General features: G+C 46.2%; 14 protein-coding genes. 8 read left to right on the plus strand and 6 right to left on the minus strand.

Annotation, left to right across the window (positions count from 1 at the left end):
* Positions 1-6: 6 nt before the first annotated feature.
* From ACXMYH_RS05930 to fliB, 7 genes are all read left to right on the plus strand, one after another.
* Positions 7-747 carry an ABC transporter permease gene (locus tag ACXMYH_RS05930; protein ID WP_486555851.1) on the plus strand — a complete coding sequence of 247 codons (741 nt, stop codon included), beginning with the start codon at positions 7-9 and terminating at the stop codon, positions 745-747.
* 73 nt (positions 748-820) lie between these two features.
* On the plus strand, positions 821-1,900 hold the full coding sequence (locus tag ACXMYH_RS05935) for an ABC transporter substrate-binding protein (protein ID WP_252197463.1): 1,080 nt from the start codon (positions 821-823) through the stop codon (positions 1,898-1,900).
* Between the two features lie 474 nt (positions 1,901-2,374).
* On the plus strand, positions 2,375-3,595 hold the full coding sequence (locus tag ACXMYH_RS05940; RefSeq protein WP_118728562.1) for an MFS transporter: 1,221 nt from the start codon (positions 2,375-2,377) through the stop codon (positions 3,593-3,595).
* A gap of 54 nt (positions 3,596-3,649) precedes the next feature.
* The gene (locus ACXMYH_RS05945; RefSeq protein WP_486555706.1) at positions 3,650-4,186 is read left to right on the plus strand and encodes a methylated-DNA--[protein]-cysteine S-methyltransferase; all 537 of its coding nucleotides are present in this window, start codon (positions 3,650-3,652) and stop codon (positions 4,184-4,186) included.
* A gap of 50 nt (positions 4,187-4,236) precedes the next feature.
* Positions 4,237-5,943, plus strand: a complete 1,707-nt coding sequence (locus ACXMYH_RS05950; RefSeq protein WP_486555707.1) for an AAA family ATPase — start codon at positions 4,237-4,239, stop codon at positions 5,941-5,943.
* 114 nt (positions 5,944-6,057) lie between these two features.
* A complete protein-coding gene (locus tag ACXMYH_RS05955; RefSeq protein WP_486555708.1) occupies positions 6,058-6,573 on the plus strand; it encodes a hypothetical protein in 516 nt (171 codons plus the stop codon).
* A 73-nt stretch (positions 6,574-6,646) separates the two neighbouring features.
* Positions 6,647-7,822 (plus strand): flagellin lysine-N-methylase, encoded by a 1,176-nt coding sequence (fliB, locus tag ACXMYH_RS05960; RefSeq protein WP_486555709.1) that lies wholly within the window; start codon positions 6,647-6,649, stop codon positions 7,820-7,822.
* A gap of 383 nt (positions 7,823-8,205) precedes the next feature.
* On the opposite strand, the gene ACXMYH_RS05965 is transcribed toward fliB, so the two are convergent.
* Positions 8,206-8,607 (minus strand): MerR family transcriptional regulator, encoded by a 402-nt coding sequence (locus ACXMYH_RS05965; RefSeq protein WP_118600013.1) that lies wholly within the window; start codon positions 8,605-8,607, stop codon positions 8,206-8,208.
* Positions 8,608-8,713: 106 nt separating this feature from the next.
* Between ACXMYH_RS05965 and ACXMYH_RS05970 the strand changes: the two genes are divergently transcribed.
* A complete protein-coding gene (locus ACXMYH_RS05970) occupies positions 8,714-8,992 on the plus strand; it encodes an aldo/keto reductase (RefSeq protein WP_486555710.1) in 279 nt (92 codons plus the stop codon).
* A gap of 54 nt (positions 8,993-9,046) precedes the next feature.
* Here the strand turns inward: ACXMYH_RS05970 and ACXMYH_RS05975 are convergent, their stop codons facing one another.
* The 5 genes from ACXMYH_RS05975 to ACXMYH_RS05995 all read right to left on the minus strand — a co-directional run bounded on the left by ACXMYH_RS05975 (position 9,047) and on the right by ACXMYH_RS05995 (position 15,465).
* Entirely contained in the window at positions 9,047-10,555 is a 1,509-nt protein-coding gene (locus tag ACXMYH_RS05975) for a recombinase family protein (protein ID WP_107001168.1), read from the minus strand.
* Between the two features lie 400 nt (positions 10,556-10,955).
* Positions 10,956-11,156: a hypothetical protein gene (locus ACXMYH_RS05980; RefSeq protein WP_107001169.1), complete on the minus strand. Its 201-nt coding sequence runs from the start codon at positions 11,154-11,156 to the stop codon at positions 10,956-10,958.
* 490 nt (positions 11,157-11,646) lie between these two features.
* The gene (locus ACXMYH_RS05985) at positions 11,647-12,069 is read right to left on the minus strand and encodes an RNA polymerase sigma factor (protein WP_107001170.1); all 423 of its coding nucleotides are present in this window, start codon (positions 12,067-12,069) and stop codon (positions 11,647-11,649) included.
* A gap of 808 nt (positions 12,070-12,877) precedes the next feature.
* Entirely contained in the window at positions 12,878-13,414 is a 537-nt protein-coding gene (locus ACXMYH_RS05990; RefSeq protein ID WP_107001171.1) for a hypothetical protein, read from the minus strand.
* 635 nt (positions 13,415-14,049) lie between these two features.
* Positions 14,050-15,465, minus strand: coding sequence for a relaxase/mobilization nuclease domain-containing protein (locus ACXMYH_RS05995; RefSeq protein WP_486555711.1), 1,416 nt, complete (start codon positions 15,463-15,465; stop codon positions 14,050-14,052).
* Between the last annotated feature and the right edge of the window lie 29 nt (positions 15,466-15,494).

Below are 15,494 nucleotides of genomic sequence, written 5' to 3' on the forward strand. Positions count from 1 at the left end.
AATTTTCTGAGTACGAATCTTCCGGCGGCGATTCTGGTGGCAGCTCTGCTGATCTTCTGGCAGGCGGCGGCTATGGGAATCGATGCGGCGTATATCCTGCCGTCACCGACCCAGGTGGTGGTACGGCTCTGGGAGCTTAGAGGTCCGTTATTTAAGGCACACCTTCCGGCAACGATGTCGGTGGTGGGGATCGGACTTCTGATCTCCATTATTCTTGGCCTTGGTCTGGCCGTTCTGATGGATGCCAGCGAGACAGCGGAAAAGGCACTTTATCCGCTTATCATCGCGTCCCAGACGATCCCGACGACAGCTCTGGCACCGCTTTTTGTACTCTGGTTCGGATATACAATCTGGAGCAAGGTGCTTGTGACGGTGCTGATCACATTTTTCCCGATCACGATCACGGTATTCGACGGATTTAAGTCGGTGAAGACGGAGATGGAAGAGCTCTTGTTTACCTTTGGCGCGGATCAACGCCAGATTTTTATGAAGTTAAAGGTTCCGGCTGTCCTGCCCTGCTTTTTCTCAGCGATCAAGATGGCGGTTCCGTTATCGATCATCGGAGCGGCCATCGGTGAATGGCTGGGAGCTCAGAGCGGACTTGGATACTTCAGCAGGAGGATGATGACGCAGCTTGATGGAGCCGGAGTGTTCGCACCGATCTTATTGTTATCGGTGGCAGCGATGGCGGCTGTCTGGGTGGTCACACTGCTTGAAAAACGGATCATTCACTGGAGAAATGAGTAGAAAATACAACATGAAATTCTGGCTGACCAGTGAAAGAACAGGACAAATTATTTTGATAACGAAAGGAAATGACATGAAAAAAGGAATGAGAATCGCTGCAGCGGTGATGGCTGCGGCTTTCAGTATGACAGTACTTGCAGGATGCGGTAAGAGTGAGACAAAGACAGCGGAGACGACGGCAGCGGCTTCAGCGGACAACAGCAGCGCGGCAGAGACAACAGCAGCTTCCGGTGAAAAAAAGGATCTCCGTGAGGTCAACGTGGTATTGGACTGGTATCCGAACGCGATCCATACCTTTATTTATACCGCCATCGAACGCGGATATTATGCGGAAGAGGGGCTTGATGTGAAGGTCCGCTTCCCGGCAAACGCGAATGATGCTCTGGCTCTTGTCGCTGCCGGCAAGGCGGAGATCGGAATGTATTATCAGCAGGATGTGATCCAGGCGGTTGCAAATCAGGGAACGAAGATCAAGTCCATCGGCGCGATCGTGCAGTCTCCGTTGAGCATTGTACTTTCTTTAAAGGATAAGAACATTACAAGCCCGTCCGATCTTGTCGGAAAGACAGTTGGATACGGCGGAACAGCTCTCAGTGAGTCCATTGTGAAGACCATGATGGAGTATGTGGGCGCGGATGCGTCAGATGTAAATCTGATCGACGTTGGATTTGACCTGATGAGCTCTATGACTACCGGCAACGTGGATGCCACCATCGGCTGTCTTGTGAACCATGAGGTTCCGCAGCTGGAGGAAGAGGGCTTTGACGTCAATTATTTCATGGCAAACGGATATGGCATTCCGAATTATTATGAGGAAGTGTTCCTCGCAAATAATGAGATGATCGAGAGTGAGCCGGAGGTCTTAAAGGGCTTTTTACGTGCATCTGCAAAGGGCTTTGAGGACTTTAAGAAGGATCCGGACGGCTGCCTCGCGATCCTCATGAACAACCAGAATGAGGAGAATTTCCCGCTGACACAGAGCGTTGAGGAGAAATCCTGTGAGACTCTGCTGCCGCTTATGGAGACGGAGGATGTTCCGTTCCTGACACAGACGGAGGAGTGCTGGCAGGAGAACATCGACTGGATGCTTGAGAGTGGACTGATCGATCAGAAGGTTGAGGTTTCTGATGTGATGGTGGACCTCGGGGAGTAGGTTCCTGGGGGAATTTTATAGGAATTGAGAAATACCGGGATGGCGGGGAGACTGCTGTTCCGGTATTTTTGTTGGTTTGAGTTGGGAAAAGGGAGGTTGGGTCAACTTGGCGGAAGTACGCGCAGGTCAGCTTCCGGCTCCTGGTGCTGTCGATTTCCAGGCGGTTCCTCTATGCTTGCAGAAAAATGCTAAGGGCGGAGAAAATGGGACGCAACTCGCTTCGCTCAGACAAGCGCCCCATTTCCTCCAACGCATTTTCCTGCGAGCCAAGAGGAAGCCAGGCCTGTAAATCAGGCACCCGGTTCCGGAGGCTGACCTGCGCTGGGGATTGAAGATTTAAGTATAGATCTGGATGATGTATATCGTTGTTACTGTGGGAAAGAACGCTTGTTCATATGAGAGATATGTATTATAATTGGGATTAGATAATGTTTTTACGAGAAAGAAAGAGATATCTGGATGGAGGAAATGAACATGGCGGAACAGATGAAGAAGGAGAGGGCAAGGCGGCTGTTTTTGATCGCTTTTGTTTTGTTTACGTTTGCGAACGGATTTGGCGGCAGCATTATCTCGAACTATTTTAAGGGCGTGTATCAGGTGGACTCGGTGCAGAGGGGGCTTTTGGAGATCCCGAGGGAGCTGCCGGGAGTTGTGGGAGTGTTTGTGATCACGGCGCTGTCGGGATGTGGAAATCTGACGTTAGCGATGATTAGTTTCTGCCTGTACGCGGTGGGAATGTTTGTCCTTGGACTCTTATCTCCGGGATATCTCTTAATGCAGCTGTTTGTGTTTACCTATTCTCTCGGGGATCATATTGTCATGCCGGTCCGGGATGCGATCGCGATGGATCTTGCGGATGAGGGGAAGACGGGAACGTTTCTCGGAAAATACCGGGGATATGCGACGATGGGGTCCATGGCGGCATCATTGCTTGTATTTATCGGGTTCCGGTACGGGGCGTTCTGGTTCCGGGCGGACAGATCGATCGTTCCGTCGTTCTGCGTGTCACTTGTAGTCGTTGCGGCGGCGTTATTCTTCCTGTGGAGACTGAGAAGAGAGGTTCCGGCCCTTGATGTGCGGAAGCATGATGAGAAGAAAAAAGGACTGCCGCTTAAGAAGAAATACATTCCTTATTATATCGTTACGGGAGTTTATGGTTTCCAGAAACGGATGCGTCTGGTGTTTGCACCGTGGATCATTATCGAGCTCCTTGCGATGGGGGCAGATACGGTGGCGCTTCTTGGAATCGCGGCGCATTTTGGCAGCAGTATGATTGCTCCGCAGATCGGAAAATTTCTTGACCGGTACGGTGTGAAAAAGGGACTTGTTCTGGAGAGTGTGACGATCGGGGCGATCTTTCTGTATGCGGCCTGGGCAGTCCATGGGATCACGTCAGGTGTGTTTACGGGGAGAGTGGAGCAGATCTTTGCGTTCACGGCATATATTTTTATTATGATCGCAGATCATTTCAACGCGGTTCATGTGATGTTAATGAAAAAACTCAGCGACTCTCCGGCGGACGTGATGGAGAACCTGTCCTTCGGACTGAGTGTGGATCATGTGCTGGCAGTGACGGTCTCCGGGCTTTTAGGCGCTGTCTGGAAGTTTGTCGGTCCGGAGTGGGTGTTTGTATTGGGAGCAGCGGTCTGCCTGGTGCATTTCGGGGTGGCTGTGTGGCTTGGAAAGAGAGCATGATAAAGAAGACACAAAATAGCTGGCGGATATGATAAATTTAAGGAGAAACAGAATATGATCTTTGTATCGCATTATGATTCACCGCTTGGAATCCTTTATCTGGCGGCGGATAAAGATGGATTAAAGGGAGTCTGGTTTGAGGGGCAGAAGTATTTTGCTTCCGGGTTAAAAGAGAACGGGACAGAGGAGAAGGAAACTCCTGTCTTGAAGAGGACGAGAGAGTGGCTGGATCTTTATTTCGCAGGAAAAGATCCGAAGTTTCTTCCGCCGCTGGCGCCGGACGGATCAGAATTCCGGAAAGAGGTCTGGAAGCTCCTGCTTACGATCCCATACGGGAAGACGATGACTTACGGAGAAATCGGCAGAAAAATTGCTGAGATGACAGGAAAAAAGCACATGTCCGCTCAGGCCGTCGGAGGCGCAGTCGGCCACAATCCGATCTCGATCCTGATTCCATGCCACCGGGTGGTCGGAACGAACGGTAGTCTCACCGGGTATGCGGGCGGAATTGAGAAGAAGATCGGGCTTTTGAAACTGGAACAGACAGACATGTCCGGGATGTTTGTGCCGAAGAGAGGGACGGCGCTGTAGTGGAAAATAAAGTTGTAATTAGCTGCAAAGCAACGGAAGGAGCTGATATCATGGATGAATTTTTAAAACTGCCGGTTGGCATCGATAATTTTGAAAAGATCCGTCAAAATGGATTTTACTATGTCGATAAGACGAGCTTGATCGAGCAGCTCTTTTCGAATTGGGGGGAAGTTAATTTATTTACCCGTCCGCGCCGTTTTGGAAAAACACTCAATATGAGCATGCTGAAATATTTCTTTGAAATCGGGACGGACCGGTCGCTTTTTGACGGACTCCATATTTGTGCCAATGAAAAGATCTGTTCTGAACATATGGGAAAGTACCCGGTGATCTTTCTTTCATTAAAAAATGCAGAGGGATTGAATTTTGATACAGCGAAATATCAGATGGTCGAACTCATTGCGAGGGAGGCAGAGAGGTTTCCTTTTTTGGCAAAGGACACAAATTTATCGGATCGTGACAGGGAAAAGTACAGAGTGTTGACAGCATTTGCAGATGGACATTATCAGATGAGTGATGATGTACTGTACGGCTCTCTGCAGACGCTTTCAGAACTTCTGTATAAGTATTTTAATCAGAAGACGGTTATTCTGATCGATGAATATGATGTACCGCTTGATAAGGCCTTTCAGCATGGTTATTATCGGGAGATGGTCGCTTTGATCCGGGCGCTGTTCGGAAGGGCACTGAAAACAAATGAGGCTTTAGCATTTGCAGTATTGACTGGATGTCTCAGGGTTTCTAAAGAGAGTATTTTTACGGGATTAAATAATTTTAAGATCCTGTCGATTACGGATTCGCGGTTTGATGAACAGTTTGGTTTTACAGATAAAGAAGTACAGAAACTTCTCGCGGATTATCACTTGGAAGCGAGATTTTCGGAAACGAAGGAATGGTACGACGGTTATCGTTTTGGCAATGTTGACGTGTACTGTCCGTGGGATGTCATTAATCATATCGACCGAATCAAGGACGATCCGAATGCAAGACCAGAAGCATACTGGATCAATACCAGCGGGAATGACCTTGTAAAGCGCTTTGTGGATAAGGCAAACAGAACGACCCGGAATGAGATCGAACAGTTGATTGCCGGGAATGCAATTGAGAAGACGCTCCGTCTTGATCTCACATATGATGAGATCGATAACAGCATCGAAAATCTCTGGAGTGTTCTATTTACCACTGGATATCTCACACAGACGGGAATGACAGAGGATGGCGCGTACAGGCTCGTGATTCCAAACCGGGAGATTTGTGAAGTGTTTAAATTGCAGATCCAGGAGTGGTTTAAAAAGTCGATCTTCAGCAATACGGAGCAGTTAACTGCTTTCTGGAAAGCTTTTGAAGAGGGAAATACGGACGGAGTTGAGATGTACCTTAATCGGATCATGAGCAATTCCATCAGTGTTTTTGATATAAAAACGGGAGAAGGGAAAAAAGAAATCTCGTATCATAACCTTCTTGTTGGTATTTTGACGGGAAATGCAGACTGGCTTGTAAAATCTAATGTCGAGGCAGGAGAGGGATTTGCGGATATTATCGTAGAAACGGAAGATCCGAATGCAGGCATTATTGTGGAACTGAAATATACGAAGAATTACGATGAGATGGAGCAGGCCTGCAAGGCGGCGTTGGATCAGATCAATGACCGGCGTTATCAGGAATATCTTTTAAATGATGGTCGAAAAGATATCACACTTTATGGAATTGCCTTCTGTAAAAAACGTTGTAAAGCGATTGCTTCCGGAAACTTATAATTGATTGGTGTTAATGATGGATGGGTGTAGTGCAGAAAAACGAATTTTTTGCATTACACCTGTTTTTTATGATATTATGGTAGCTGAAGAATTTAGATTTCGTTGAGGTGCGACATGAAGATACAGAAAAAATGGCTCTATATACTGCTGGCTGCAGCAGGTGTGTTCGGTGTGGTCACAATTCTCTTTTTTTCAGGTGAAAAATGGTTGCGTGATGGCTGGTATTATATCCCTGACAGGGCGATCGCCATTGCACTTGGGCTCTGCGTGTTCTGGCAGATCGTGCTGACAGCGGGGACATTTTTTTTGCTGGCGTGGAGCAGAAAGAAATTCGACGGCTGGATGAGAAGGATTATCAGGATACCGGTGATCGTGGCGGCGGTTTTTCTGTTCCTGTTTTTTGCATGGAACTGGTTTCTTTACAGTCTTGGATTTGAGCAGAAAGTGGAACAGTATGATGAACACATTGCCCTGTATGTAACGAATACATTTGTGAGAACGAGATTTCGGTATCCGCATTATATGTATGAGGAAAACTGGCTGTTTATGAGGAGTCTGAGTGATGAAGAACAGCAGGAAGCTGTTTTAAAATACGGAGATCCGGATGATTATTACAGGGAATATCATTAACGGCAGACGCAGATATGCGACGGAAGAAAAGCTGCAGTTGGAGAGTTATGTGATTCAGAAAGGAAAATAAACGATGCGATATTTAAAACCACATTTTTACGATAAATTTGTCTGTACAGCCGGAGATTGCCCGGATACCTGCTGCGCGGGATGGCAGATCATGATCGATGAGGATTCTCTTGAGAAGTATAAAAGCGTGCAGGGGGAGTTTAGAAAACGTCTGCATAATTCGATCAACTGGGAAGAGGAGTGCTTCTGTCAGAATGACAGGCGGTGCGCGTTTTTGAATGATGAGAATCTGTGTGATCTCTATAAGGCGCTGGGACCGGACGCGCTCTGCGATACCTGCCGCCTTTATCCGAGACACACGGAGGAATTTGAGGGACTCAGGGAATTATCCTTATCCCTTTCCTGCCCGGAGGCGGCGAAGATCATTCTTTCCTGCAGGGAGCCGGTCCGGTTTCTTGAGGAGGAGACGGACGAGGAGGATGATTTTGACGAGTTTGATTTTATGATGTTTTCGAGGCTGGAAGACACCAGAGATGTTCTTTTCTCTGTTTTACAGGATCGAAATCTGCCGCTGACACTGCGTATGGCAGCGTGCGAGCAGCTGGCGGAGAGATACCAGATCTGTATGGAGGAAGGAAGAGAGTTTGAGATCGATGATCTGCTTCAGGAATGCGAACGCCATCACAGGGAGGGAACCTTGCGGGAGTTTATATCGGAAAGTCTCTCAGAAAAGGGCGTGGATGCGGCATCTTTTCATCAGTGGGAGTGGCAGAAGGAAGAACTTCAGGTGCTTTATGGCCTGGAACGTCTGCGCCCGGAGTGGGATCAGGTGCTTGACGGGGCGGAAAAGTGGCTGTATCAGGGAAGCAAAGAGGAATATTTTAAGATCTGTGAGGAATTTCACCGGATGTATGGGGCGCTGAGCAGCCATAAGGAAGAGTGGGAAAATCTGGGCGAGCAGCTTTTGATGTTCTTTGTGTATACATATTTCTGCGGAGCCGTCTATGACGATATGGTCTGTTCCAAACTGGAGCTGGCGCTGTTCTCTGTCCGGTGGATTCAGGAATTTTTGATCGTCCGTTGGATGGAAAATGGAAAAAAACTGTCCATGCAGGATGTGGAGGAACTCTCCTGGCGGTACGCGAGGGAGATCGAGCACTCCGATGATAACCTGAATGCGCTGGAGGACTGGCTGTTTGGGATGTATGCGCCGGAAGGATGTATGTTGGAGGATGAATAGAGATGATTTCATCCGGTCTTTTCGTGTGATCGGAGCCGGACATATCGCTGCATTTTGATCTGGTTCTGAATGATTTTGTTTTTGGGGGATTTCAATATTAAGGAAACGAGTTTGCTTTCTTTATACATTTTTTGCAAGAGGTACGCGCCAATGAGTCTCCGGGCGCAGACGCTTAGTGGGATTCCGGAAGGGTTCCTCTAAGCTTGCAGAAAAATGCTAAGGACGGAGAACAGGGAACACAACTCGCTGACGCTCAGACAAGTGTTCCCTGTCTTCCAACGCATTTTCCTGCGAGCCAAGAGGAAGCCAGCTCCCGGGATCCAGGCGCGCCTGTGCCCGGAGACTCATCGGCGCTGGGAATTGACTGAGCTGAAAGCGAGGGGTTATTCTCTTAATTCAGGCAGTAAATTACTATAATACATCATTTCCCCAGACAAGACTTTATCATAGAAGCTCTGCTTCCAGTCAATAAATGCGACAGCCTGCTGCAATTTTTCGATAGACTGAAGCAGAGCTTCTCTTTTATTTTGCAGAATAATTTTTCGCGTTGGAATAGATTTTTCTCCTTCAAGGCAAAGTGCGAGATACTCTTTCATTTCAGCAATGCTCATACCGCAATTTTTCAGGCAGTTTAAACTCTGGATCCATTTAATATCGTGATCATCAAACACCCGATAATTTCTTTTATCCCTTTTTACATTGGAAACAAGTCCTTCGTTGCAATAAAATTTCAAATTTTCGTAGGTCATATCGGTTAATTTGCAGGCCTCTTTCATGGAATACATAACATTCTCCTAAAAACATAAAATTAAATTCAAAATGCTGAATTTAACAGCTTGGATCTCAAAAAGTCCTTGACCGGTAGCAGCTACCGGCTGGTAGGATTATAGCATGATGAAAAAAAATGAATCAACAGGCAGGGGGAGAACAAATGGAATATATCAGGTTACGAAAGATGAGTGTGAACGATGCGTGCGGGATGCATTGGAAGTGGGATATCGCAGCATTGATACTGCCCAGAGTTATTTTAATGAAGAGGAGGTTGGAAAGGCTATTGAAAAGTCAGGAATTGACAGAAAAGAAATATTTTTAACCTCCAAGGTATGGATCGAACATTTCGGATATGAAGAGTGTAAAGCAACGGTGTACAAGGGGTACAAACAAGATTAAAAAGAAAAGATAGATTTGAAAGTAAGTAGAGTGGGATAATCCAGAAGTTAGAGCTTAGATTTTCCACTCTACTTGAACGTGGTCGCTAGTTGCGCTGATTGAAATAATCAGGCCGTCAACGGCTTTCCTTTTGTCGTCAAATTCAATGCTGTCCCAATGGTCGAGGTAATAAGAGAGTTCCTGCTCCTTTTGGGGTGACATTGTTTCAATGGACATTTCCGCAATCTCCTTTGAAATGGTCTGGCGGCGAGTGTCCAGTTCTTCAATTTTTTTGTTAGCATAGGCAAGAAGTGTTGCGTTGGCTCCGGTTAGCGTATCAAGTAGTTTTTCAATCTCGGCTTCAACTTGCGCCAGTTCAATTTGATGGGCGGTCAGTTTGGGATTGACTTTTTCCTCCCGGCTATGGCGGACTTGAAAATTTTTAAATCTCGCCCGCATAGCACTGAAAATAAATTCCTCAAATTCAGATTTACGGATTTTACCACAGCCCGGGCAGCCTTTATTTTCAGTCCGTTTACTACAGCGAAAATAGCCTTCGCTGTTCGGAACGTGTGTTGCCTTTAAGGCATATCCGCAACACCCGCATTTAACTTTTCCGGCAAGCCATGTATTTTTCGGCTTACGTCCTTGTTGAAAACTCTTATTTGTCATTAGCTTCTTCCTGCATTTCAGCCATACATCAGACGGTATGAGCGCTTCATGTGGAGCGATTACAAGTATCTGGTCTTTCAGGCTCCTGTCTTTATCCTCCTTCACGTCCCGGCCCTGATAGAGATAACAGCCATTGGTTCCGGCAAAATCGGAAGCGTCATTGACAATAGCCGCCCCCTGGCTTTTAAAAAATTCGTAGAGTTCTAAATCTGCTTGTGCGTAAACAGGATTTCTTAAAAGCTGTGAAATAAAGGTACGGAATAGCGATTTACCGTAAACTTTGATGTTCTGTTCCTCAAAGTACCGTGTAATGTCACCAAAAGACGTTTCCGGCTCGGAATACATTTCAAACATGAGCTTTACATATTGGGAAGTTTCGGGGTCTGCCACCATCTTTTTTGTGCGGATACCTTCAACCACTGTCGGCTCCAACTGATAACCATAGGGGGCCTGTCCGCTCATGTGAAAACCTTTCAGGCACCGGGAGTAGTAAGCGTCCGTGACGCGTTTCTGGATTGTCTCACGTTCAAGCTGTGCGAATACGATACAAATATTCAGCATGGCCCGCCCCATTGGGGTTGAGGTGTCGAACTTTTCTGTGGACGAAACAAACTCCACGTCATATTCCTGGAACAGCTCCATCATGTTTGCAAAGTCCAGAATGGAACGGCTGATTCTGTCCAGCTTATAAACGATTACCCGCCGCACCCGGCCCTTTCGGATTTCTCCTAACAGCTTTTGAAACTCCGGCCTGTCCGTATTCTTCCCGGAATAGCCTTTATCCTTGAATACTTTACAGCTTCCGCCTTTCAGCTCATACTTACAAAAATCAATCTGGCTTTCAATGCTGATACTGTCCTTACGGTCTACCGACTGTCTCGCGTATATACAATCTTCTCTGATAATGTCCATATTGGGCTCCTTCCGTATGGAATGGAGCTACCAACCTTACAATTATATTATACCATAGGCAGCCCCGGACAACAATGTTGCGGTTGATTAGTAAAATCTGTCCGTGTATTTACTGAACACATCATATAAGTGATTTTCGATTTCTCTTTTTCGCTTGTTCTTTTCATCCGGGGATAGTACCGGAATTAGATTTTCCAATACGATAAGTTTCCCTTGAAAATATACGGATTGTTTTTCGCTTTGGTATGTAACAGATTGAACCATCGAAAACCTCCACTTTTCAGTACGGATGAACAGCGGCCAGCTTCCCTCTTGTCTGCTGGGGAAACCTAAAAAAGCGGCTCCCTGGAAGGAACTGCCCTTTGAGCTTTCCCCAGCCTCGGGCCACGTTGGCCCGAAGCTAATAATCGCCGTTATAATATTTCTGTTCAGCCTCGTTGAGTGTGTATAAGTCAAACACTCCATAAAGCTGATTTACTACACGGCTAATATCTTTATGGGTGAATCCACAGTCCTGCATGGCCATAATCACATAGCCCCGGCAGGCGTCATTACTCCATATATTCAGCGTTAATTCTGGACTAGATATATTTTCCTTCATAAAATTCTCCTGTTCATAGAAAAATATGGGGCCCAGCCAGAACGGTTGCCCTATCATCAGACAGTAATAGAGGAAGGGCCCCACAGGTTAGAAAGTTTTTTCAGATAGACCGGACGGACAGTTGGCTTTTTGTCCCATAGCATTTCAGCTCTCCCCATTCTGATGGCAAGGCGATCTCATTACCTGCGACGGCTCACGGTTCGCAACACCGCTGCACGCTCGGATTGTGACTAATCGCAAGTATCCGGGTTTTGTGTTTTGTCCGGCAGACCTGCCACAGTCTGCCTACGGCATGGGCCTGGTCGCTCTCTCTAGTGTAAAAATAGAGGTCATGGCGGGCCTGTCACTGGACACAAGCACCCTTCGTATCCGTCTATCTTTTATTCAGTTTTCAATCTGCGTGAGGCGTGTCCCGCTTCGGGCCAATGTGGCCCGAGGCTTTGACTGCCTCTCATAAGCCATTTCATTTTTGAGGCGAAATCGGTACACCTTATAAAAATTTTTTTAAAATTTTTTCCAAGTTCCGAAGGCCGCGCTCAATGGCGAGCCGCACGACCTTTTCATCCACACCCTCGGCCCGGGCAATGTCTTGTTTCGTCAAGCCGAGAATGAAATGAGCGTAAATGCGCTTTGCCTGTTTGTCGGGCAGTCGTGAGATGGCGGTATAGAGTTCTTGTATCGTCACTTTACGCTCATACAGTTCATAGGGAGAGAACGCAACGAAAAGCGCCTCATGCTCAATTCCATCATTCCGATCCAGGGAGTAATAGGCTTTGTGCCGGTATGTACGCAGACGGTAAGCGGCTTCCTTCCGGTCAAACTCCTTGAACATTTCAACAACATCTTCTGGTACTTCCATAAAGTAGTCTGACGTATAAAAAGGGTAATAGTCCCGTAAATTTATAATAGCCATATTGAACCTCCGCTTTGTTTTGTGATGGATGGACAACAAAACAGAAGCGGCGGGGAGCGTATATGTAGGCTGAAATTTCTGAAATTTTCAAAAAATAACAGTGAAAAATCTATAAAATAGTAAAGATGGCTACTCGTTCTAAAAAAGCCTCGACAGCTTATCTCAAGACTGGCTCTGTTTCGATAGCAAATCCTGAAATAAGGTGTCGAACATAAAAAAAGCTCAAACAAATAACAGCTTGTTTGAGCCTTAAAAAAGTTTAAATTGGAATAAAACTCCTCCCATCTAGGAGGAGGTAAAGCAAAAGGGGCGTTGCTTCATCTATTTTTTCTCAATAATCTAACTCATGTTATTAGCAACCTCCGCGTAAAAATCTCGTAGTTCTTTTATTATCATATAATGTATTTTTTGCAAAATTTGTCGTAGATAGGAGGCAAAAATAAAAAAATAGAGTAGAGGATATGTTAATGGTTAACGTACCTCTACTCTATCTAATTGTTACTAAAAATTTTCTTTTAAAAAGGTTGTTACAAAACAGACTCAATTTACTATATATAGTATATGTCAATTATTAAATCTACCATATACAGAACATTACTTTTCTCTTTGCAACAACCCTTTTAAATTGTATAATTGCTTTCACTTAATCAGCATTATTTTTTATCTGATTGAATAGCCATCCTATAATTCGAGCTATACAGTATAAAACACCAAGTCCAAGGACGGAGCATACAACTAGAAAAAATATAGACATTGCCGACATATTTACATCAACACCTTTTTGAATAGGACTCTACTTATATTATTCTTAATTTAATACGGTAGAAACTTCTCCATTAAAAACTTCCGTTCTTAAAGCGAAAGAAAGTGTTCCTACTCCGCCGACTACATTTGCTCTCATAGAGCCAGTCACTTCGGCCGCTTTGCTTGAGGTAGATGTTGCACGGCCAATGGCTAAACTTTCATCTTCAACCGTTCCGCCAACACAGTAGGTATTTAAATCACGTGCATTAGAAATTTTCCACTGGCTACCACTCTTTGATAAGTCAAATCTGTAATCCATACCTGCGACACCCCAAAATGCATCCGATTTCCACGTTCCTTCAGTAGCAGGATCACGAGTTAAAGGAGGCGTATAGCTAAGTGTCACTGTTACCGGCTGACCGTCCTTCTCGAAATGTAATGTTTCCGAATAGGGCTGGCTTTCGTCAAAATTATTCAGATCGACACTGAATGTTTGTCTCTGTTCTGGAGAATCAGCAGCAAGAGCACTAAATGCGCTACCAACTACCATGAGACTCAGCGCTACCAACAGACCCAATGCCTTTTTCAAACCTTTCTTCATAAATGACCTTCTTGAGACTTTACCATAGTAACAAACTCAGATTTTTTAGCGCCCACCATTATGTAAGGCACTATTCTCTCAAATTCTCCTCCTCTATAGCCCCAATGGTATCCCTCCCTTTACTAATCGGTTATGAGCTTTTTATAACTAACTGTAGTATACCACAGAATCCCTATATATGCAATATAATCTAAAAATGGTAAATAAAACTTAATAAATTGTTAATTATCAACATATATCGTATATTTTTCTGATATAAAAACCGGGTATTCAAGTTTTGTGTTTTGATGTTTGAGTTAAAACGATAAAAAGAAAGAGAACTTGTTGATATAAAAAAAATATCATTCTTTTTGCATAAACATATAAAAACTCGAAAAGCGATTGATAAATCACCGAAAATTTGTGGCGAATTTTCTTAATATAGATATTTTAAGGAGGTATTGCGTAAAACAATAGATGTTGTATAAACTCAATAATCTTTTTTGCAGTATATTGCTAAATAGCTAAATGGCAAGCAATGCCTCTGTGGCCACAAGTGGCAGAAAGGCGGCTTGTTGGGGCTCGCCCCAAACCCGTATCTTCGGGCCAACATGGCCCGAAGTGTCAGCGTCGCTTTGCTCCTTATTTTCATAACCTTAACGCTCCTTTTCCTGCTTTCTTCCCGGCTCGGTGTAGCCCATCAGAGTGTCAATGTTCGCCTTGATCGTGACGATCTCCTGCATATCCCGTCGTGCCTTCTGGTATTCTCCATAGAGCTGTTTTTTCTTTGCTGTGAGCTTGCGGCCTTCCTCCTTCAGCACATCCATTTTAGGGAGCTTCGCCCCGCCCAGCAGAGAGCGCATTTCCGCTTGTGCAGCCCGGTACAGTTCAAGGTCGGCCTCATGCTCCGCAAGGAATTTCCGACTGTACTTCGTCGCCTTATACTGCTCAAAGACTGGGCGGGTTTTGGCATACTGAACCGTTGCGGCCTTTAGCCCGGCATTGGTTTTCATGGCCTGTTCCGTCTGCTTGACCTGTTCGGAAATAACATGGAAACGGTCTGCCGCCGCGGTGGCTTTCTGCGCCAACTGCTCATAATCGGTCAGGTTATTGTCCTGTATATAGGCAAGAGCGGCGGCCATCTGCTTAATGTTAAATACCTTCGCCCAGCGTTCATATCCCGGCCCCTTACCGGCAGCCAGCTTTGCTTGAATATCCACCGCCAGACTGATTTTCCGCTCCGAGCGCCCGGGGCGTTTTTCTTTGCCCTCAATGGCGGACAGAACATCTTGCAAGTCGTAGCCGTCCCCCAGCGTGGAGGCACGCAGACGGGTGAAGCGTTCCTGTCCCTGCCCGGTCAGCCGGAAGCTGATACCGCCGCCTCGAACCGTCTTGACCTCATACCCGGCCCGCTTCATCAAATTGAGAAATTCGTCCAGATCAGCGGGGCGTTCCGCCAGCGCAGTATCAATAGCAAGGCGCAGTCGGTCCTGATAGGAAAGCGGCCCTTTCCGGTCTTTCTGCCACTCCCCATAGTTCCGATACTTGCTCTTGCTCCGGGGCTTCGGGTTCTCCACGATGGACAGCCCGTTTTCAAGGCACAGCCTGTCAGAGAGCCGCCGAAGGGCGAAGCTGGAGCCCCAAAAATTTCGGAATTTCCGGGTGCAGTCAAGGGTGGTGGAGTTGTAATAAATGTGACAATGGATGTGCTGCTTATCGGTGTGCGTGGTAACGATAAAAGCGTGCCGCCCCTTTGTCCAGCGCATAGCCAGCTCATAGCCGATACGGTTCGCCTCCTTCGGGGTGATCTCGCCCGGATAGAAGGATTGTCGTATCTGATAGCACAGCACATTATTTTCTTTCTTCTGTTCCCGGCCCGTCATAGCGGCATAGCTGGCCTTTGCCAAAAGGAACTCGTCCGCCACGGTGGCTGGATCACATTCATAAGCGGAGATATACTTTCCGCTTTCTGTTTTCTCCGGGTCCTTGCCATAGTCCAGACAATCCCGGATAGCCTCAGCAATCGTTTCGCCTTCGCCCGCATGGCGCTGTAACAAAGTTGTGGTAGCCAAAAATCATTCCTCCTTTCCATGAGAAAGGG

This window comes from Pilosibacter sp. NGB245, from assembly GCF_057397225.1.